23 protein-coding genes, 1 tRNA gene and 1 other annotated feature are annotated in these 18,057 nt (G+C 34.5%); of the genes, 2 read left to right on the top strand and 22 right to left on the bottom strand.

The features are described from left to right. Position 1 precedes the first annotated feature (1 nt). From KTJ72_RS00610 to miaA, 15 genes are all read right to left on the bottom strand, one after another. The gene (locus KTJ72_RS00610; protein ID WP_034533510.1) at positions 2-895 is read right to left on the bottom strand and encodes a polyprenyl synthetase family protein; all 894 of its coding nucleotides are present in this window, start codon (positions 893-895) and stop codon (positions 2-4) included. Beyond that, a complete protein-coding gene (locus KTJ72_RS00605; RefSeq protein WP_034533508.1) occupies positions 895-1,125 on the bottom strand; it encodes an exodeoxyribonuclease VII small subunit in 231 nt (76 codons plus the stop codon). The genes KTJ72_RS00610 and KTJ72_RS00605 overlap by 1 nt, the downstream gene beginning before the upstream one ends. After that, positions 1,125-2,465, bottom strand: coding sequence for an exodeoxyribonuclease VII large subunit (gene xseA / locus KTJ72_RS00600; protein WP_217303880.1), 1,341 nt, complete (start codon positions 2,463-2,465; stop codon positions 1,125-1,127). The genes KTJ72_RS00605 and xseA overlap by 1 nt, the downstream gene beginning before the upstream one ends. Continuing rightward, positions 2,458-3,315, bottom strand: coding sequence for a bifunctional 5,10-methylenetetrahydrofolate dehydrogenase/5,10-methenyltetrahydrofolate cyclohydrolase (locus KTJ72_RS00595; protein WP_094751198.1), 858 nt, complete (start codon positions 3,313-3,315; stop codon positions 2,458-2,460). Before KTJ72_RS00595 ends, xseA begins: the two co-directional genes overlap by 8 nt. Positions 3,316-3,417: 102 nt before the next feature. Then, on the bottom strand, positions 3,418-3,819 hold the full coding sequence (gene nusB / locus KTJ72_RS00590) for a transcription antitermination factor NusB (protein WP_034531062.1): 402 nt from the start codon (positions 3,817-3,819) through the stop codon (positions 3,418-3,420). Next, positions 3,819-4,256 carry an Asp23/Gls24 family envelope stress response protein gene (locus tag KTJ72_RS00585; protein ID WP_034533502.1) on the bottom strand — a complete coding sequence of 146 codons (438 nt, stop codon included), beginning with the start codon at positions 4,254-4,256 and terminating at the stop codon, positions 3,819-3,821. Before KTJ72_RS00585 ends, nusB begins: the two co-directional genes overlap by 1 nt. A gap of 45 nt (positions 4,257-4,301) precedes the next feature. Next, positions 4,302-4,865, bottom strand: a complete 564-nt coding sequence (efp, locus tag KTJ72_RS00580; RefSeq protein ID WP_034531060.1) for an elongation factor P — start codon at positions 4,863-4,865, stop codon at positions 4,302-4,304. A 172-nt stretch (positions 4,866-5,037) separates the two neighbouring features. Further along, positions 5,038-5,334 carry a 50S ribosomal protein L27 gene (gene rpmA, locus KTJ72_RS00575; RefSeq protein ID WP_034531059.1) on the bottom strand — a complete coding sequence of 99 codons (297 nt, stop codon included), beginning with the start codon at positions 5,332-5,334 and terminating at the stop codon, positions 5,038-5,040. 21 nt (positions 5,335-5,355) lie between these two features. Beyond that, positions 5,356-5,700, bottom strand: a complete 345-nt coding sequence (locus tag KTJ72_RS00570) for a ribosomal-processing cysteine protease Prp (protein ID WP_034533500.1) — start codon at positions 5,698-5,700, stop codon at positions 5,356-5,358. Between the two features lie 14 nt (positions 5,701-5,714). Next, positions 5,715-6,023: a 50S ribosomal protein L21 gene (gene rplU / locus KTJ72_RS00565; RefSeq protein WP_034531057.1), complete on the bottom strand. Its 309-nt coding sequence runs from the start codon at positions 6,021-6,023 to the stop codon at positions 5,715-5,717. Positions 6,024-6,041: 18 nt separating this feature from the next. Beyond that, positions 6,042-6,118 (bottom strand) — a sequence feature (ribosomal protein L21 leader region). Between the two features lie 98 nt (positions 6,119-6,216). After that, positions 6,217-6,290, bottom strand: a tRNA-Arg gene (locus tag KTJ72_RS00560). A gap of 75 nt (positions 6,291-6,365) precedes the next feature. Then, complete coding sequence (locus KTJ72_RS00555; RefSeq protein WP_034533498.1) at positions 6,366-6,878, bottom strand: hypothetical protein; 513 nt, start codon at positions 6,876-6,878, stop codon at positions 6,366-6,368. Positions 6,879-6,970: 92 nt separating this feature from the next. Continuing rightward, positions 6,971-8,314: a type I glutamate--ammonia ligase gene (gene glnA / locus KTJ72_RS00550; protein WP_034535287.1), complete on the bottom strand. Its 1,344-nt coding sequence runs from the start codon at positions 8,312-8,314 to the stop codon at positions 6,971-6,973. 36 nt (positions 8,315-8,350) lie between these two features. Then, on the bottom strand, positions 8,351-8,719 hold the full coding sequence (locus KTJ72_RS00545) for a MerR family transcriptional regulator (protein WP_034531054.1): 369 nt from the start codon (positions 8,717-8,719) through the stop codon (positions 8,351-8,353). A gap of 77 nt (positions 8,720-8,796) precedes the next feature. After that, a complete protein-coding gene (gene miaA, locus KTJ72_RS00540) occupies positions 8,797-9,726 on the bottom strand; it encodes a tRNA (adenosine(37)-N6)-dimethylallyltransferase MiaA (protein WP_034535286.1) in 930 nt (309 codons plus the stop codon). Between the two features lie 135 nt (positions 9,727-9,861). Between miaA and KTJ72_RS00535 the strand changes: the two genes are divergently transcribed. Continuing rightward, a complete protein-coding gene (locus KTJ72_RS00535; protein ID WP_034531052.1) occupies positions 9,862-10,038 on the top strand; it encodes a DUF3042 family protein in 177 nt (58 codons plus the stop codon). 50 nt (positions 10,039-10,088) lie between these two features. Here the strand turns inward: KTJ72_RS00535 and KTJ72_RS00530 are convergent, their stop codons facing one another. The 7 genes from KTJ72_RS00530 to KTJ72_RS00500 form a co-directional block, all read right to left on the bottom strand. Further along, a complete protein-coding gene (locus KTJ72_RS00530; protein ID WP_217303879.1) occupies positions 10,089-10,469 on the bottom strand; it encodes a rhodanese-like domain-containing protein in 381 nt (126 codons plus the stop codon). A gap of 20 nt (positions 10,470-10,489) precedes the next feature. Beyond that, complete coding sequence (locus KTJ72_RS00525; protein ID WP_034530854.1) at positions 10,490-11,458, bottom strand: ROK family glucokinase; 969 nt, start codon at positions 11,456-11,458, stop codon at positions 10,490-10,492. Between the two features lie 24 nt (positions 11,459-11,482). Next, positions 11,483-11,680, bottom strand: coding sequence for a YqgQ family protein (locus KTJ72_RS00520; protein ID WP_034530853.1), 198 nt, complete (start codon positions 11,678-11,680; stop codon positions 11,483-11,485). Positions 11,681-11,710: 30 nt separating this feature from the next. Continuing rightward, positions 11,711-12,337, bottom strand: coding sequence for a rhomboid family intramembrane serine protease (locus KTJ72_RS00515; protein ID WP_054608283.1), 627 nt, complete (start codon positions 12,335-12,337; stop codon positions 11,711-11,713). Positions 12,338-12,371: 34 nt separating this feature from the next. Beyond that, on the bottom strand, positions 12,372-12,914 hold the full coding sequence (locus tag KTJ72_RS00510; protein ID WP_217303878.1) for a 5-formyltetrahydrofolate cyclo-ligase: 543 nt from the start codon (positions 12,912-12,914) through the stop codon (positions 12,372-12,374). A 53-nt stretch (positions 12,915-12,967) separates the two neighbouring features. Continuing rightward, positions 12,968-13,117 carry a 50S ribosomal protein L33 gene (gene rpmG / locus KTJ72_RS00505; protein ID WP_034530852.1) on the bottom strand — a complete coding sequence of 50 codons (150 nt, stop codon included), beginning with the start codon at positions 13,115-13,117 and terminating at the stop codon, positions 12,968-12,970. A 135-nt stretch (positions 13,118-13,252) separates the two neighbouring features. After that, the gene (locus KTJ72_RS00500; RefSeq protein ID WP_238337189.1) at positions 13,253-15,316 is read right to left on the bottom strand and encodes a peptidoglycan D,D-transpeptidase FtsI family protein; all 2,064 of its coding nucleotides are present in this window, start codon (positions 15,314-15,316) and stop codon (positions 13,253-13,255) included. A 113-nt stretch (positions 15,317-15,429) separates the two neighbouring features. On the opposite strand from KTJ72_RS00500, the gene KTJ72_RS00495 reads away from it, so the two are divergent. After that, positions 15,430-18,027 (top strand): YfhO family protein, encoded by a 2,598-nt coding sequence (locus tag KTJ72_RS00495; protein WP_283249158.1) that lies wholly within the window; start codon positions 15,430-15,432, stop codon positions 18,025-18,027. Positions 18,028-18,057: the final 30 nt, after the last annotated feature.

The raw sequence follows: 18,057 nt of genomic DNA, 5'->3' as shown, positions 1-18,057 counted from the left end.
CCTATTTTTCTATTTTAAAGTAATCTAAAAATGATGATAACAATTCTGTATCGACATCATTTTCGTCTTTTAATTCGTCTAAAATTTGGCGGCTATGGCTAATTGTGTCTTCTAAGTAAGAATATGCCTTATCTAATCCTAAATGATTAGTATAAGTGTTTTTGACGCCATCTTGGTGCACTGGTTTCCCTAGTTCTTCTTGACTGGAAACAACATCTAAGATGTCATCGTAAATTTGAAAGGCCAAACCATAGTCGGCACCAAATTGATCTAATTTATCAATCACATCATGACTGGCATTTGCCAAGATACCACCTGCAACCATTGCATATCTAATCAATGCACCAGTTTTTCCTTCATGTAATGTTTTAATTTCATCCAAGGAAAGCTGCTTGTTTTCATTCAAAATATCAATTGATTGACCGGCAACCATCCCTGATGGGCCGGCGAATCTAGATAGATAATAAACTAATTGCGCCTTCTTGTGATCGTCTAAGGCGTTATCTGTTAGCCATTGAAAGGCCAATGTTAATAATCCATCACCAGCCAATGTGGCTAGACCAGCACCATAAATAACGTGATTAGTCTTTTTACCACGTCTTAAATCATCATCATCCATAGCTGGCAAGTCGTCATGGATTAATGAATAAGTGTGTAATAATTCAAGTGCGCTAATTGCTTTTAAATCATCGTCAGTCATTTCATGATTTAATGTCTTTAAGGTTGCAATGCTCATTAGCGGTCTTAATCTTTTCCCACCAGCCATCAATGAATAACTCATTGATTCAGCAAGTTGATCATTGCTAACATCTTTTTTTACTTGATTAGCTAATTGGCTTTCAATTTGTGGTTTATATTCATCAATAAAATCAGATAAAACTACAGATTGACTCATTACTTATCTTCACTTTCTTTTTCAAATGAAACTTCAGAATCATCATCTGTCATTTCTTTAGCCAATGTCTTTTCAGCATTCTTCAAAGTACTTTGTAGTTCGCCACTTAGCTTAACACCTTTTTGGAATTCACTTAGTGCCTTTTCCAAAGGAATGTCACCTTGTTCTAATTCGGAAACGATTTGTTCTAGTTTGTTCATGTTATCTTCAAAGCTTGCTTTTTCAGCCATTATTTACTCTCCTTTTTCACTTCGTTAACAGTTGCTTTCGCATATCCATCAATTAATTTTAGTTCAATATCATCATTTTTCTTAATGTCGTCAATTTTCTTTACGACCTTGCCTTCGCTATTAGTTGTAAAACTAAATCCGCGAGACATAACCTTTAACGGGCTTAAATGATCTAAAGCGTCAATTCTCTGTGTTAGTTGATTTTGCTTATTTTGAATCAACAACATAATGTTTCTCTTTAATTGATTTTCTTGTACTTGTAAAGCTTGTTGTTGTTCTTTAATTAAGTTCTTTGGTGAATTAATTTTTAGATTATATACTAAATCATTTAACTTTCTATCGGACTGGTTGATTTTTTCCTTTAGAGCGTTCATCAATCTTTCGTTTAGCATATCAATCTTTTGGACGTATGAATCATACAAACGTTCAGGTTGCTTGAAAATGTATGATTGTTGGATTTTAGCTAAACGTTGTTGTAATTGATTTAACTTGTTTCTAAAAGCATTAAAAATTCGTACTTGGTCATTTTTAATATCAGTCATGACTTCAGTCAATACTGGTACCGCTAATTCAGCAGCAGCGGTTGGTGTAGCTGCTCTTACATCCGCAACTAAATCAGCAATTGTTGTGTCGGTTTCGTGTCCAACTGAAGAAATCACTGGAATCTTACTATCGAAGATTGCTCTGGCAACGATTTCTTCGTTAAATGGCCAAAGGTCTTCAATCGAACCTCCACCACGTCCAATAATTAATGTGTCAAAATCACCTCGTTCATTTACACGATTGATTTGACGAACAATGTCAGAAGCGGCTGCATCCCCTTGCACGACGGCAGGATATAAAACGATTTGAGCAATTGGATATCTTCTTCTAGTGGTTGTAATAATATCTCTAATAACAGCTCCACTAGGTGAAGTAACTACCGCAATTCTCTTTGGATACTTTTCCAAGGCCTTTTTAGGAGCATTGAATAATCCTTCATCAGATAGTTTTTTCTTTAATTGTTCATATGCTTGATACAAGGCACCAACACCATCTGGTTCCATGTGATCAATATAAATTTGATAGTTACCGGTTGCTTCATAGACTGAAATTCTACCAGTAACTAATACTTTCATTCCTTCTTCGGGTTTAAACTTAACCTTATCGAAAGCAGATTTAAACATGATAGCGCTAATCTTAGCGTTATCATCCTTCAAGCTAAAGTATTGATGTGCTGGTCTCAATCTAAAGTTAGAAATTTCACCAGTTAAATAAACCTTATCTAGATAGGGATCACGATCAAATTTTTTCTTAATATAGCTTGTTAAATCGCTAACACTTAGGTAATCATTACCCATTAATATCACTCCACTTTGATAGTTCTACGGTTTGTCTCATCAATGTAGCGATGGTCATTGGACCAACACCACCAGGTACAGGAGTTATGTATGAGGCTTTCTTAGCAATACCATCATAATCAACGTCTCCAACTAATTTACCTTCATCATTCACGTTTTGACCAACGTCAATTACAACTACGCCATCTTTTACATCACTTTCTGTTACTGTATTAACCTTACCAGTAGCAGATACGATAATATCGGCGTCTAATGTGTATTCTTTAATATTTGCATAATGGTTTAACACTGTTACTTCTGCACCAGCATTGATTAATAAAGCTGCCATTGGTCTACCCACGATGGTACTTCTACCAATTACGACTGCTTTTTTACCCTTTAAATCAATACCATATTCTTCAAACATAGTCATAACACCCTTTGGTGTACATGCAACAGGATAGTTACTTTGTTCGTTTAAGAATAACTTACCAGAATTAATCACTTGGAATCCATCCACGTCTTTATCTGGGTTAATTTGACTCATAACGTATTTTTCGTTGATGTGTTTTGGTAGTGGTGATTGAATCAAAATTGCATCAATGTCATCGTCATGATTATAGTCGTTCAATATGTTTAATAATTCGTCTTCAGTGGTTTCTGCAGGAAGAGCCTTAACGATTGACTTAATTCCTAATTGTTGAGCTTTCTTATGCTTGCTTCTCACATAGCGGTGGCTAGCTTGATCATCCCCGACGATAATCACAGCTAGACAAGGATTTTTACCTTGTTCGTTTAATTCTGAGACCATATCTGCAGTCTCTTCATTAACTTTCTTTGCTAAAGATCTTCCATCAATAATATTGCTCATCGTAAAACCTCCAAAGGATTATTTAATTCTCTTTTATTTTAGCATATAAAAAAATGTTTATGTAATAAAAAAAAGACTCGCTTTTAAGCGAATCATTTTTTCTTAAGCAATTGTGTTTGATAAAACTCCATTAACAAATTTTCTTGAGTGATCATCACTGTATTTCTTTGTTAATTCTAACGCTTCATTGATTGCCACCTTTGTAGGGACATCGTCAACGTATTTAATTTCAAAAAACGCAAGTCTTAGAATTGCAAGATCTGTCTTGGCAATTCTGTTAATGGACCAACCGGAAACAAGATATGAGATTATACTATCATCTAAGCTATCCTTATTTTCGATAACTCCATCTACTAAAGTGTTGTAGTAAGATGGAATTTCTGTTTCTTCATCGGTTCTTGAGATAGCATGAAAAAATAGTTCTTTATCGGTTGTATCATTTGCATTGATAGCAAACAATGTTTGAAATGCATACTCTCTTATTTTATGTCTAGTAAATTCCACTATTTTTCACCCTTATCGCTACTATTGCCGTTTAATAAACTTTTTGAATTAGCTTTTTTATCTTGTTTTTCATGAACGACACCTTCTACATGAACATTAACTTCACCTAAATCAAGTTCAGTCATGAATAGAAGTTGTTGTTTTACTTGTTCTTGAATTTCTAGAGCAACTTTAGGAACAGAAACCCCGTAATTTAGATATACGTAAACATCAACGATTAATTTTTCATCTTTAAAATTAAGTCTAATGCCCTTACCCATTTCTTTACGACCGAATAGTTCATTAACACTTGTTGCCAATGATCCACGCATGCGCTTTACGCCCTTTACTTGGACAGAGGCAATACTTGCGATTACTTCCAATACGTTTGGTGAGATTTGAATATCCCCAAACTTTGAACTAGCCTTTGGTAAAGAAATATTTGTTTGTTCTGCCATAAAAATTACCCTCCAATCAAAATAAAAGCATCAATTATTTATTAATTAAGCTCTTGAGATGTATGTTGCATCATTGGTGTTAATAACTAGCTTATCGCCAGCGTTAACAAAGAATGGTACTTGTACAATTAAACCAGTAGTCATAGTAGCTGGCTTGCTTCCACCTGAAGCAGTGTTACCTTTGATACTTGGTTCAGTTTCTGCAACTTCTAGAGTAACAGTGTTTGGTACTTCAATACCGATAACTTCGTTTTCGTATTGAACGATACTTACGTCCATGTTTTCTTGTAAGTAGTTTAAAGCATCTTTGATCTTGTCACCAGGTACAGTAATTTGTTCGTATGAATCCATATCCATGAATACGTAACCTGCACCATCTTCGTATAGGTATTGCATGTTTCTAGTGTCAATTTGTGCTTGTTCCATCTTAGCACCGGCACGGAAAGTCTTGTCTTGAACAGCACCTGTTCTTAGGTTCTTAAGTTTAGTACGTACGAACGCACCACCCTTACCTGGCTTTACGTGTTGGAAGTTGATGATACGCCAAATTGCGTTATCTACTTCAATAGTTAATCCTGTTTTAAATTGGGCAGTTGAAATTGTTGCCATGATTAAAACTCCTCCTAGTATTACTAATATGTTTTATATGATAGCAATGTTAGTGCAGCGATTGCAATCGTAATCGTTACTACTATTGTATCATGTTAGCTTTATTTAAATAAGTCTTTGGTAATAAAAAAAGCCTGAAAATAAATCAGGCTTTTTCTACATTATTCACTAATTACTTAGCAACTGCTTCAGATACTGGGTATACTGAAACTTGGCGCTTGCTGCGGCCCATACGTTCGAAACGTACAACACCATCAACTAAAGCAAATAAAGTATCATCACCGGCACGCTTAACGTTTTTACCTGGGTAAATGTGAGTACCACGTTGACGGTAAATGATTGAACCAGTAGTAACTTTTGATCCATCAGCAGCCTTTGTACCTAGACGACGACCTGCAGAGTCACGACCATTGGCTGTTGAACCTCCCCCTTTATGGTGAGAGAAGAATTGTAAATTCATTTCTAACATTGGATTACACCTCCGTACAATTTAATCTATTGTAATATCTAATTTAATATAATCAGCATAACTTTGAGAAATATCCCGCATTCCGTTTTGGAATGTTGATAAAATTGCTTGAGCAGCAATATCATCTTCGGAAGAATTAGCTTCAGGGACTGTAACTTCCATAAAACCACCTTCGATGTCATCACTGACAACTTTAGGTTCTAGGTTAGCAACTTCGGTCAACCCATTTACAGTAGAAATGGATAAAACAGAAACTGCAGCGCATACAATGTCCTTACCATACTCACCTGAATCAGCATGACCGGATAAACTAAAACTAGTAATTCGATCACTTTGCTTATCATGAATAATATTTGCTAATATCATTTTTAATCCTCTAATTAAGCCTTGATTGAGTCAATCATAACCTTAGTGTATGGTTGTCTATGACCCTTCTTAGAACGAGAACCCTTCTTAGGCTTGTAACGAAGAATAGTAATCTTCTTACCACGGCCTTGCTTTTCAACAGTACCTTCAACTGAAGCACCGTCTACAAGTGGAGTACCAACCTTAGCTGAGTCACCACCAACGAAAACTACTTGATCAAAAGTAACCTTTTCACCTTCGTTTGCGTTTAGCTTTTCAACGTAGATTGCTTCACCTTCAGCAACTTTGTATTGCTTTCCGCCTGTTACGATAATTGCGTACATAATGTGCACCTCCTTGAATAATATGCTTAGACTCGCCGAACATAAGCGCTTCACTAAGAAGACTTAATACTCAGTCCGTGCGGTTGTAGCTGTGAAAGTCCACAAATACAACAAAGTAAGTATACATATTTTGAATAATTTAGTCAAGAAAAAAAGCATATCATAAGTGATATGCTTCAACAATTTATTCAAATGTCGCGAGAGAGATTCGAACTCTCGACCTACGGTTTAGAAGACCGTTGCTCTATCCAGCTGAGCTATCGCGACATCAAAACTCAACAAAAAACATTATATCGGATAATCGACATGGTGTCAATATCATTTTTAAATCAATTAAAAATTTCATAATGAATTAATTTCACTAAATTGAGCTGACAATGATTTATCATCAACGCCAAGGTCTACTATACCAAATTTTAGAAACATTTTCCAGGAAAATTGGAAATCTTTTTTTGAATGATTATAAAAACCGTTAAACATCATTCGTTTAATTGATAAATACACTTGATTGAAGTCACGATCAGCAGCAATGCCTGTGATTTTGTTGTAATCTTCTTCATCGATAACGATTATGTCTAACCAGTTATGAACGCTAGCAAACAACAAATAATACTTCATCACGTTGGCAACGTCCTTAGTAATCATTTCCTTATAGTTTTTTACATCAATATTTTCTTGATCTTTTTTATATACCGAGAAACGCTTTGAATCCTCTGCTAATTTAGCTAAAGATAAATCCAATTGGATAAATAGCTTTTGTTGCTTATTATTGCCGTTTAAGAGCAATTGTTGTTTTTGCCCCATGTTATTGAACTTGGCAACAGCTTGTTGAATCATTTCGTCAAATTTTAACAATCTAAACACCTCATATTTCATTTTATCATTATGACAAACGTTTGAAAAATAAAAAAGAGCCGGCAATAAGCCGACTCTTTTTTAAATGGTTATTAGTATTTTTCCATGTATTGGTTACGTTCCCAATCAGAAACTTGAGCACGGTAAGCATCGTATTCTAAATGCTTAGCAGCTAAGTAACTGTTGAAAATCTTTGAACCTAATGCATGTTTCATTGTTTCATCAGCAGATAATTCTTCTAACGCATCTAGTAAGTCATCTGGTAAGTTAACAATTTCGTTTTCTTTTCTTTCTTGAGCATCCATTCTGTAGATGTTACGGTCAACACTCTTAGGAGGTACGATACCGTTCTTCAAACCATCTAGACCAGCTTCTAGAACGGAAGCAATTGCTAGGTATGGGTTTGCTGAAGCATCAGCACTTCTTAATTCAAGACGTGTAGCTTGTCCACGAGCATTTGGTACTCGGATAAGTGGAGATCTGTTTGAACCAGACCAAGCAACGTAAACTGGTGCTTCGTATCCAGGAACAAGACGTTTGTATGAGTTTACTAATGGGTTACAAATTGCAGTGTAACTCTTAGCATGTTTGATTAAACCGCCTAAGAAGTGGTAAGCAGTTTCTGATAACTTCAAGTCACCATTTTCGTCGTAGAATACATCACCATTATCGTCAAATAATGACATGTTTAAATGCATTCCAGAACCATTGATACCACTTAGTGGCTTTGGCATAAATGTAGCGTATAAGCCGTATTTTCTTGCGATTGTTTTAACAACTAATTTAAATGTTTGAATATTGTCAGCAGCGTTTAGAGCATCTGCATATTCGAAATCAATTTCATGTTGACCAGGAGCAACTTCATGGTGAGCCGCTTCAACGTCAAAGCCCATTTCTTCTAAAGTTAGAACGATTTCACGACGACAGTTGCCACCTAGGTCAAGTGGTGCCATATCAAAGTAGCTACCTTCGTCATTTAATTTAACTGTTGGTTTGCCATCTTCATCCATCTTGAATAGGAAGAATTCAGGTTCAGGTCCAATGTTAAATGATGTAAATCCAGCATCCTTCATGTCCTTTAGAACACGGATTAAGTTATTTCTTGGATCGCCTTCAAATGGTGTTCCATCAGTCTTGTAAACTTCACAAATAACTCTAGCAATCTTACCGCGTTCTGAGCTCCATGGGAAAATCATCCAAGTTGATAAATCAGGATGTAAATACATGTCACTTTCTTCGATTCTTACGAATCCTTCGATTGATGATCCATCAAACATAATCTTGTCATTTAATAAATCATCTAATTGACTGATTGGAACTTCAACATTTTTTAAAGTACCTAAAACATCAGTAAACATTAAACGTAAGAATTTTACGTCCTCTTCTTTAACAATACGACGAATGTCGTCTTTTGAATAATCATGCTTTGTAGCCATATACACCTACTCCTAACGTATTCAACATTAAATTAGTTAAAAAGAATTATTTGCAGCATCATGTGAATTCAATCCACCGATGTTCAAAAGTTCATCAGATAAAATTTTACGTGCTTCTTGATCAGTTAATTCCTTCGTATCGTTACTCTTGTTATCTTCTTTACGCTTCTTGTAGATTTCTTGAATCTTGGCAATATTTAAACCTTCGTCTAAATAATCCTTAATTTCTAAAATCACATCGATATCATTCAAAGAATACATACGGCGGTTACCATCATTTCTTTCAGGTGAAACCAAACCCTGTTCTTCGTAATATCTAATTTGTCTTGCGGTCAAGCTAGTTAACTTCATAACAGTTCCGATTGGAAGTACTGAAAGCGAACGTCTTAAATCCTTTTCTTTCATATCTAACTCCTTCTAACAACATTATAATAACATTATATTTTAATATGTCAACATTTAATGTAACAACTTCTAACATATTATGGCACTTTTTTATCATTTAGCCAATTAAATACATCTTTTTCGATGTTTTTTACAACTTCCATGTTAGATATTATGTCATACCAGTTAACTTTCATCTTATTTCTAAACCAAGTTAACTGTCTTTTAGCGTAATGTCTAGAATCCTTTTTAATTAATTCAGAAACATCCTCTAAGTCTAAATTACCATGGAAATAGTTGATGAATTCTCGGTAACCGATTCCTTTATATGCAGGTAAGGAAATGTCACCTTTTTGATCTAACCATTTCGCTTCGTCGATTAATCCTTCTTTAAACATAATATCAACACGTTTATTGATGCGATCATACAACACCTGTCTATCGGTATTAAGTGCAATAATATATGGATCAATTGAAACGGCATTATTGGTTTGTTCAGAAAATCTAACACCCGTATTGTGATAAACCTCTAAAGCTCTAATTACCCTGCGTTCATTTTCTTCACCAATCTTTTCGGCGGATACTTCATCAATGCTTCTTAATTTAAGCCACAATGCATGTTTACCGTTTTCTTCGGCAAATGCACGCATTTGATTTCTATATTCTTCATTATCATAGTGATCACCGCCAAGATTTAATCCATCGACAAGTGATTGAATATAAAATCCAGTTCCTCCAACAATAATAGGAAGTTTTCCTCTCTTATGAATATCATCAATTAATTTATTAGCCGATTCAACAAAATCAGCCGCTGAATATCTTTTGTCAACATCAATAATATCAATTAAATGATGAACAATTCCCTCTGATTCTTCTTTTGTCACTTTGGCTGTTCCAATGTCTAAGTGTTTGTAAACCTGCATAGAATCACCAGAAATAACTTCACCATTTAATTTCTTAGCCAACTTAATTGATAAACTTGTTTTTCCGACCGCTGTTGGTCCGACAATTATTAGCACTTTTTGCATATTATCCCACCATTTCTGCCTATATAAGTTTAGCATATAAAATATTGAATTAAAATATACTTAAGACTGGATAAATAAATAAAAAAACATCATAATGGTAAGTGTAAAGCAAATTATTATATAGGAGGACTTAAAATGAAAAAATTCGCTAAAGGATTCTTTGTTGGTGCATTGGCAACTTCAAGCGCGGTTGCTGGAGCATTATTCTCTTTCAAGAAAAAAGTTGTAGACCCTGTTGAAGGTCAAGCTGATAAACTAGAAGAAAACAGAAAAAGAGTTGTTCGTAAACAACGTTCCGCTCACTTAAACTAATACGAAACAATAAAAAAAGCACTTTACAATTTGTAAAGTGCTTTTTTTATTTACTTCTTAGTCTTTCCATCCCAGTTTCTAAAACCTGATTTTAGGATATAAATATTTTTGTATCCATTATTACCAAGTAAAATAGCTGTCTTAATACTCAAAGTTTTACCTTGATCGTATAAGTACACTGGCATGTCTTTTCGAATGTTCTTATAAAACATCTTGATTGTTGAGTAAGGAATACTTCTGGCTCCTAAAATGTGACCAGATTCGAAATCTCTGTTTTCTCTTAGGTCAACAATTTGTCCTCTGTGACTACCCCGCTTAAATTCTTCTTCATCAACGAAAGTAGCAACACGGTTTGCTCTCATTCTTGTAATGCTGTTATAAATTAGGATTGCTAACAAAATAACAACAATCAAAAGCATGGATGGAATCATGTGTTATTACACCCCTAATGTTATTTATTAATGTTTCTTAAAGCTAATGAACCGGCACCAATTACCCCAGCATCGTTACCTAATTGAGCTAGACGAATCTTGGTAGAATCTCTAACAGGTCTAAATGCATTTTCTTGGAAGTACTTAGTTGTTGGTTGTAATAGAGTGTTTCCGGCATTTGAAACACCACCACCGATAACAATGTTATCAGGGTTCAATGTGTTACCAACGTTAGCTAACGCAAGACCTAAGTAATAACATACATGATCTACAACTTGGTTTGCAAAAATATCACCGTTATCAGCTAAGAAGAAGACAACCTTTGAAGTTACTTCTTCACCAGAGTTAATCATTTCTTTTAGTCTTGATTGACCAGTGAATTCACTTGAAAGGTTCTTAGCAACCTTAACAACACCAGTAGCTGAAGCGTATTGTTCTAGACAACCGCGCTTACCACAAGTACATTCAAATCCACCTGGTTCAACAGTAATGTGACCAATTTCGCCGGCACCACCGTTAACACCGTGAGCTAATTCACCGTTTACGATAACACCTCCACCAACACCAGTTCCAAGTGTTACGAATACAACGTCTGAGTCCTTACTTCCGGCACCCTTCCAGTATTCACCTAGTGAAGCAACGTTAGCATCATTATCTAAAGCGAATGGTAGGCCTAATGCTTTTTCGATTTGATCCTTAATATGTTGGGTAGTCTTCCAGTTTAGGTTGTATGCCCCAATTACAGTACCTTCCTCACGGTTTACTGAACCTGGAGTTCCCATTCCAATTCCAATAAAGTCGTCAATTTTATGATCAGAGTCCTCCATCTTTTTTGCGATAGAGTTAATGATATTTGGAACAATATTTTCTCCGTTAGCGCTTACATCGGTGGTAATAGCCCACTTATCTAAGATTTCACCGCTATCAGTTAGGAATGCCAACTTAGTTGTTGTACCCCCTAAATCGATTCCAATTAACTTACGTACCATTTTAGTTTCCTCCTAAAAATTGTATTATTTCTTTTCTTCGATTCCATGTTCATGTTTTAATACAAGCTTTGCCTGTATGAACTCTTCTTTAGTTACAAGTCCGGCATCATGTAGATGATCAAGCTCTAAAGCCATAACCTCTATATCCCACAATCTTTTGCCAACGTAAACATAGATTCCAAATTTTTTTAAAAGTTGTTGAACATCGTACAACGTCTTCATTTTGCCACATCCTAACGAAAAATGCACTAATTAATTTGCAAAATAACCAGTTTTTAAGCAAAAATATGCAAATACTAGCAATACAATTAATGCCAATATCTTCTTTACCATTGGAATTTTAAACTCTGATGGTAGTCCTACTACGTAAGGTAATAAGAACCCAGCAATTAAACCACCAATATGACCTATTATATCAATATCTGGTGACATTAAGTCGAATCCAATGTTTAAAACGATTAGTAATAGAAAACTTTGCGACATTCTTCTGACATACATATTATCATGAAATGTTTCACCTAACATCAAAAATACACCGAACAATCCGAAGATGGCGGTACTTGCACCAGCACTTGCTCCATTTGAGAATGCAAATCCGGCGATGTTACCAAATATTCCTGACAACATGAAAATCACAAGAAATCTAATGTGTCCAAAAATCTTTTCAAGCTGAATCCCTACATAGTACAAACTAATTCCGTTCATTAAAATATGTAGAAATGATAGATGAATAAATATTGGTGTGATGAATCTCCACCATTGACCAAATTGGACTAGTGGACGATACATAGCACCATAATTAATAATTGCATCCGTTGAATTTGTAACGATACCAAATAAATATACGAATATAATTATTGCTAAAATTCCTTCAGTCATAAAAGGAACATCATCTATTTTTCGGTATAAACGATTATTTGAAATTTGAGTGAATAATTGTTTCAACTTGTTGATCAAACTCATCTACTTTCCATATTGATTTTTCATACATTCTAATTCTATCAGCAAGCGCAATAGTATTTCCAGGATAATCAACTAAAACTCGGTCATAGTATCCACCACCATAGCCAAGTCGATTATTATTAGACATATCAAAAGCCATCCCCGGAACAATCAATAAATCAATATCATTGACGTCGATGCCTTGACCACCAACTGGTTCAGAAATTCCCATTTTATTAACGAACAACTCGGTTTCATGATTATACTCAATGAAATCCATATCGCTCTTATTAATCACCTTGGGAACATATACTCTCTTGTTATCATTTAGCGCTTTTTCAATGATTGGATTGGTATCAATCTCAATATCAGTACTAAGGGTTATTCCAATTGAAGTTGCCGCAATCCACTCATCAGTTTCAAATAACTGGTTATATAAATATTGTACATCTTCTCTATTATCTAAATTTTTAAGTTTATTTAAAATTTCACTTCGAGCTGCTGATTTATCCATCTATTCACTTCCCAGAATATAAAAAAAGGATTTGGGCCTTTAAACCCGAATCCTTATTTTGTTTCACGATGTAATGTAACTTTTCTTTCACGTGGACAGTATTTCTTTAATTCCAAACGATCAGGGTTGTTACGACGACTCTTAGTTGATAAGTAATTACGTTCGTGACATTCTGTACATTCTAAAGTAATGTGTACTCTCATCTTAGTTACACCTCCAAGTTAGTTGTATTTTTAATTTTTATATAAACAACTTTCAACTCTTAATATATTATCATTTTTTCTTCGATTTGACCAGAGTTTATATAAATATTGTTAAGGAAAATTACTTAACAGCAATTATTTCAAGCCACTGTCGGATTGAACGTACTTCCAGTATGCTTGATAAATCTTTTGAGCTAAGTCAATATTATTGCTTTCTGCGTTACTTGGCAAGTTTGGAATTGCAACTACAACTACCACTTGTGGGTCATCTGAAGGAGCAAATGATCCTAAACTCAAAGTAACTGTTTCAACTGGCTTAGAACCCTTCTTTCCACTTGAGTAGAATGTTTGGGCAGTACCAGTCTTAGCAGAAATTGAAGGTTTAACAGTGTTTAAAGTGATACCAGTTCTGTATTCGTTAGTACCATGAACCACCTTGTAGAAACCGTCAGTAACAACTTTTCTTTGTGCAGCTGTCATATCAATCTTGTTTAGCACAGTTGGTGTAACAGTGTATTTAACTCGACCTAACTTACCGCTCTTGCTTGAAGCACGAATGCTTTGAACGATGTGAGGTTCAATTCTGTAACCACCATTGGCGATTGTAGAAATGTATTGAGCAATTTGCATTGGTGTGTAGGCATCGTAGTTACCATATGATAAATCGAGTGCCTTACCTATATTTGCTGAACCACTAGGACCTTGAATACCCTTTGTTTCACCAGGTAAATCAATTCCAGTGTACACACCTAAACCAAATTGGTTGAAGTAACCTCTCATAATGTTGAAGACGTCTGGATTCATTGTTAATGCTCCACCTTCAACGTAGTTGAACTTAGCTTCTTTCATTGCTAGTTGCATCATGTATGAGTTAGATGAAACTTCAAGCGCAGTTGAAGCATCTAGCGCAATATCATGGTTTCCATCTTGGTTAAACCATGATGCCTTTCTGATTCCACCAGTTAAAATTGGCTTATCAGTTAAAGTAGAGTTAGTTGGTGTAATGACCTTGTCCATTAAAGCACCAGAAATCATGGCACCCTTAACAACAGAACCCATAACGATTGAACTGTTAATTGTTCCAAGAGCATTTGGAGTTTCTTTTCCAGTTTCTGGATCACGACTAACCCCAGCTAAACCGATAATTCCACCGGTATTAGGGTTCATGACAACTGCGTATGCACCTGTTGAATTACCAGTACCTTGATCAGCTTCTTCAACTAGTGATTGAATCTTCTTTTCAAATTCAGAGTTAATGGTTAATTGAAGGTTATCACCCTTTTGGCCACCATATTGTTTAACAGCTTTATCTAAACTACCACCCTTGATTAAGGTTTGTGATTTTGATCCACGTAAAGTAGATTCGTATTTTTCTTCTAGGTAACTTTGACCAACACTATCATTTCTGGAGTAACCTTCTGCTAATAGTGTATTAATTCTGTCACTTGGTAAACCAACCTTTTCGGAAGAAACAGTTCCAACAATACTTTGGATGGCGTTACCGTTTGGATATTCTCTTGTCCAACTATCACCAATTTGGACACCAGGCATTTCGTCCAAATGTTCACCAATTTCGGCAATTTCCTTATTAGTAACATTGGTTGTCTTGATGTATGTAGTTGATAATTGATAAGAGCCACTCATTTTTTGGAAGATTGTTGCAGCATTCTTAGTTGCTTTATCTGTGTCGTATAGCTTGTCATTCATGACTTTTTGAAGTTCTAGAACGTACTGTTCACTAGTACTTGATCCCTTAGGGAAAGTAATACTGGAGCTTACTTTCTTAAGGTTATCGGCATTAGCTAAGTAAAAATCAGCTTCTTGTCTAGGAGTTAATGCTGAAGTATCAACAGTTAAGTATTTGCCTAGTGTGTTGGCAATCTTATATAAGTCAGCACTAGTTACTGATAATCCCTTAGTGTATTGAATAGCTTGGTGAGCTTTATTTCCAACAAGGACACGACCGGTAGAATCGTAAATCATCCCTCTTTGAACATTTCCATACTTAACGGAATTATCTGATCTGCTAACTTCAGCCTTATATTGGTTTCCATTAATAACTTGTAGATAACCCAACTGGATTATTAGAATGGCAAATAAAACTCCGACAACTGTCAGAATAATATTTAATCTAAATGGTACCTTTGAATTTTCCCCACGATCACTGTGGTGAAATATTTTTTGCAAAAAACTATTCAAAACAATCTAACTCCTTAATTATTATATGTTAATCAGTCATTTAGTCTGGTTTATTGTATACTATAGTTGGTTACTTTATAAGTAATAATCAAAATACATAGGAAGTATTAACTATGATTAATTCAATTAAAAAAATCATAAAAAAACACCGCTTATACTTATTAAGCTTTTTTATTCCATTTATTATTATGTCATGTTATTTTGCTTACCGCAATATGTTTCCATTTGGAAATAGTAGCATTTTGACTGTAGACCTAGGTCAACAATATGTAGATTTATTCGCATATTTCCGTCGAACAATTCTATATTTAGACCTACATAGCATATTATACTCATTTTCAAACGGATATGGTGGAGAAATGATTGGAATTTGGGGATATTATCTATTAAGTCCGCTTAATATCATTTTGTTAATCATCCCTGCGAAGTTTATTAACTTCGCAATTCTTTTGATAACGCTATTTAAATACGGTTTATCAGGATTAACTTTCAGCATTTTTCTAAAACATAAAGGTATCAAAAAAAATCTAATTATTTTATCAATGGCAATTGCCTATGCTCTAAACGGCTGGATGATTGCTAACCAATTAAATGTAATGTGGTTGGATGGTGTTATCCTCCTACCAATTATTGTTATGGGTATTGATAGAATCTTTAAAAACAACAAATATAGCTTATTTATTATTAGTTATACCGCAATGTTAGTCATTAACTACTACATTGCATATATGATTACGATTTTTTCAGTTATCTATGTAATTGGAAAGTTAATAAATGATGATCATTCATTAAAGATGCGTCTTGGTCGATTAATCTCTGTTGGCGCTAGTTACTTCGTATCGTTACTACTATCTGCATTCATCTTTTTACCAAACCTAATCGAACTTAAAAATGGTAAAGGTGCATATACCCTATCAACCTTTAAGTGGAAAGTTGAATACAACCCATTAAAAATGATAAGTAAACTTTTCGATGGTAGCTTCAACTTTTCTCAAATGCCAAGTGGTTACCCTAACATCTTTGTTGGTGCAATCACCATAATTGGTTTCATAATATTCTTCTGCAATAAACAAATTCAGTTAAAACAAAAAATCACCGCACTTGCCATGACAATTATTCTAATTGTTTCGATGTTTTTTGAACCGTTAGATTTACTATGGCATGCAATGCAATTCCCAATTTGGTATCCTTACCGTTTTTCATTTATCTTTTGTTTTTGGATTATATATATCGCTGCAATTGGTTTAGATAAGCAAGCTGGACATATTAACGTCAAAAAAATTATTATATCAGGCGTTATTTTAGTTGCCGGTTTGATTTATACAGCACTAAATATCAATAACTTTAACTTCTTATCACTAACCAAGTACTTAATTTCATTAGCATTCGTGGCCATTAGTTTTATCGTCATTCATGTATCAAACAAGAACAATAAGTACTACCTACTTTGCTTGGTGGTTATTGCAATTGGTGATACGGGAATGAATGCTTTTAACTCCTTAAACGCCATTAGTTATGTATCAAATGATGATTATATGAAGTACACAGCAACATTAAATCGTCACGTGAATGATATTAAACAAAAGGATGATAGTTTCTACCGTATTGGTAAGGACTTCTATCGAACTAGAGATGATCCGATTGAATCAAACTTTTACGGTGGTTCGACATTCTCATCAACGCTCAGAAAATCAACACCTGATTTCAATCAAAAGATTGGTAACGCATATACCACCGGATCAATTGATTATTCGAACGGTACCATCGTAACTGACTCATTACTTTCATTTAAGTACTTCATTAATACAATTAACTACAATAAGACATATCCGATGATTCAAAAGAGCAGCAATCGTTATGATATCGTTAATAACGATGTTCAAAGTATTGATATCTTCCAAACATTTAAATCAAACAATTCATTCCCACTAGTTTACACATCATCTGATAATGTATTTTCGAAAATCATTGCATCAGATCCTATCAAATACCAAAACTCAATGGTAAAACAAGTCACTGGTAATAATAGCAATGTGTTTTCTGAAAACATGAACTACACCATCCTTTCAGAAAACACTAATGCATTAACCGGTTTAAACAACCAAGTGATTGCTAAAAACAATCTACTAAAAGACGGCGAAGTCGTAATCAAATATAAGCACCAAAATAACATGGTGCCATACATGATTGTGCCAGCTTCAATGAATCAACAAAAATGTAGCATTAAAGTTAATGGCGAAGAATTAAACCTACCAAGTGAATTTCAAAGTACTTTCGTCGTAAGTTTGCCAAACAATAAAGATAACAAAATTACCATTAAACTATTAAATGGCAAAGTATACACTAACGAGTTTAATATCGCTTCCTTAAACCTACCTAAATTCCTAAGTGAAACAAAGGCCATTAGGAACCAAAACAATAATATTAAACTTAACGGTAATTCCGTTTCTGCTGATATTAACGTATCTACAAAGCGTCAGGCCGTTGCAACCTCAATTCCATACTCAAATGGATGGACATTGACTGTTGATGGTAAGAAACACCCTATCAAGGTGATAAATGATGAATTCATTGGATTTGATAATCTTTCTGTCGGTAAACACAAGATCAAGTTATCATTCTATCCTTCAGGATTAAATGCTGGAATAATAATTTCAGTATTAAGCTTAATGTTTGTAATTGGATTTTATATCTACAAGAAAAAAAGATAATAAAAAAGGACTCGTCTAAGCGAGTCCTTT

Origin of the sequence: Apilactobacillus waqarii, from assembly GCF_019061205.1 — a bacterium.
GTDB classification, from domain to species: domain Bacteria; phylum Bacillota; class Bacilli; order Lactobacillales; family Lactobacillaceae; genus Apilactobacillus; species Apilactobacillus waqarii.
Note: the sequence above shows the minus strand (reverse complement) of the source record. Positions and strands in the feature narration are given on the sequence as shown.

What these genes read in the sequence shown, in the direction of transcription:
- rpmG (WP_034530852.1), bottom strand. Translation starts at nt 13,117, where the DNA reads ATGAGAGTACACATTACTTTAGAATGTACAGAATGTCACGAACGTAAT.
- KTJ72_RS00495 (WP_283249158.1), top strand. Translation starts at nt 15,430, where the DNA reads ATGATTAATTCAATTAAAAAAATCATAAAAAAACACCGCTTATACTTA.
- KTJ72_RS00520 (WP_034530853.1), bottom strand. Translation starts at nt 11,680, where the DNA reads ATGAAGACGTTGTACGATGTTCAACAACTTTTAAAAAAATTTGGAATC.
- KTJ72_RS00510 (WP_217303878.1), bottom strand. Translation starts at nt 12,914, where the DNA reads ATGGATAAATCAGCAGCTCGAAGTGAAATTTTAAATAAACTTAAAAAT.
- KTJ72_RS00530 (WP_217303879.1), bottom strand. Translation starts at nt 10,469, where the DNA reads ATGATTCCATCCATGCTTTTGATTGTTGTTATTTTGTTAGCAATCCTA.
- KTJ72_RS00570 (WP_034533500.1), bottom strand. Translation starts at nt 5,700, where the DNA reads ATGATATTAGCAAATATTATTCATGATAAGCAAAGTGATCGAATTACT.
- rplU (WP_034531057.1), bottom strand. Translation starts at nt 6,023, where the DNA reads ATGTACGCAATTATCGTAACAGGCGGAAAGCAATACAAAGTTGCTGAA.
- KTJ72_RS00525 (WP_034530854.1), bottom strand. Translation starts at nt 11,458, where the DNA reads ATGGTACGTAAGTTAATTGGAATCGATTTAGGGGGTACAACAACTAAG.
- xseA (WP_217303880.1), bottom strand. Translation starts at nt 2,465, where the DNA reads ATGGGTAATGATTACCTAAGTGTTAGCGATTTAACAAGCTATATTAAG.
- miaA (WP_034535286.1), bottom strand. Translation starts at nt 9,726, where the DNA reads ATGCAAAAAGTGCTAATAATTGTCGGACCAACAGCGGTCGGAAAAACA.
- KTJ72_RS00535 (WP_034531052.1), top strand. Translation starts at nt 9,862, where the DNA reads ATGAAAAAATTCGCTAAAGGATTCTTTGTTGGTGCATTGGCAACTTCA.
- KTJ72_RS00545 (WP_034531054.1), bottom strand. Translation starts at nt 8,719, where the DNA reads ATGAAAGAAAAGGATTTAAGACGTTCGCTTTCAGTACTTCCAATCGGA.
- KTJ72_RS00585 (WP_034533502.1), bottom strand. Translation starts at nt 4,256, where the DNA reads ATGGCAGAACAAACAAATATTTCTTTACCAAAGGCTAGTTCAAAGTTT.
- KTJ72_RS00595 (WP_094751198.1), bottom strand. Translation starts at nt 3,315, where the DNA reads ATGAGCAATATTATTGATGGAAGATCTTTAGCAAAGAAAGTTAATGAA.
- KTJ72_RS00515 (WP_054608283.1), bottom strand. Translation starts at nt 12,337, where the DNA reads ATGACTGAAGGAATTTTAGCAATAATTATATTCGTATATTTATTTGGT.
- glnA (WP_034535287.1), bottom strand. Translation starts at nt 8,314, where the DNA reads ATGGCTACAAAGCATGATTATTCAAAAGACGACATTCGTCGTATTGTT.
- KTJ72_RS00605 (WP_034533508.1), bottom strand. Translation starts at nt 1,125, where the DNA reads ATGGCTGAAAAAGCAAGCTTTGAAGATAACATGAACAAACTAGAACAA.
- KTJ72_RS00610 (WP_034533510.1), bottom strand. Translation starts at nt 895, where the DNA reads ATGAGTCAATCTGTAGTTTTATCTGATTTTATTGATGAATATAAACCA.
- efp (WP_034531060.1), bottom strand. Translation starts at nt 4,865, where the DNA reads ATGGCAACAATTTCAACTGCCCAATTTAAAACAGGATTAACTATTGAA.
- rpmA (WP_034531059.1), bottom strand. Translation starts at nt 5,334, where the DNA reads ATGTTAGAAATGAATTTACAATTCTTCTCTCACCATAAAGGGGGAGGT.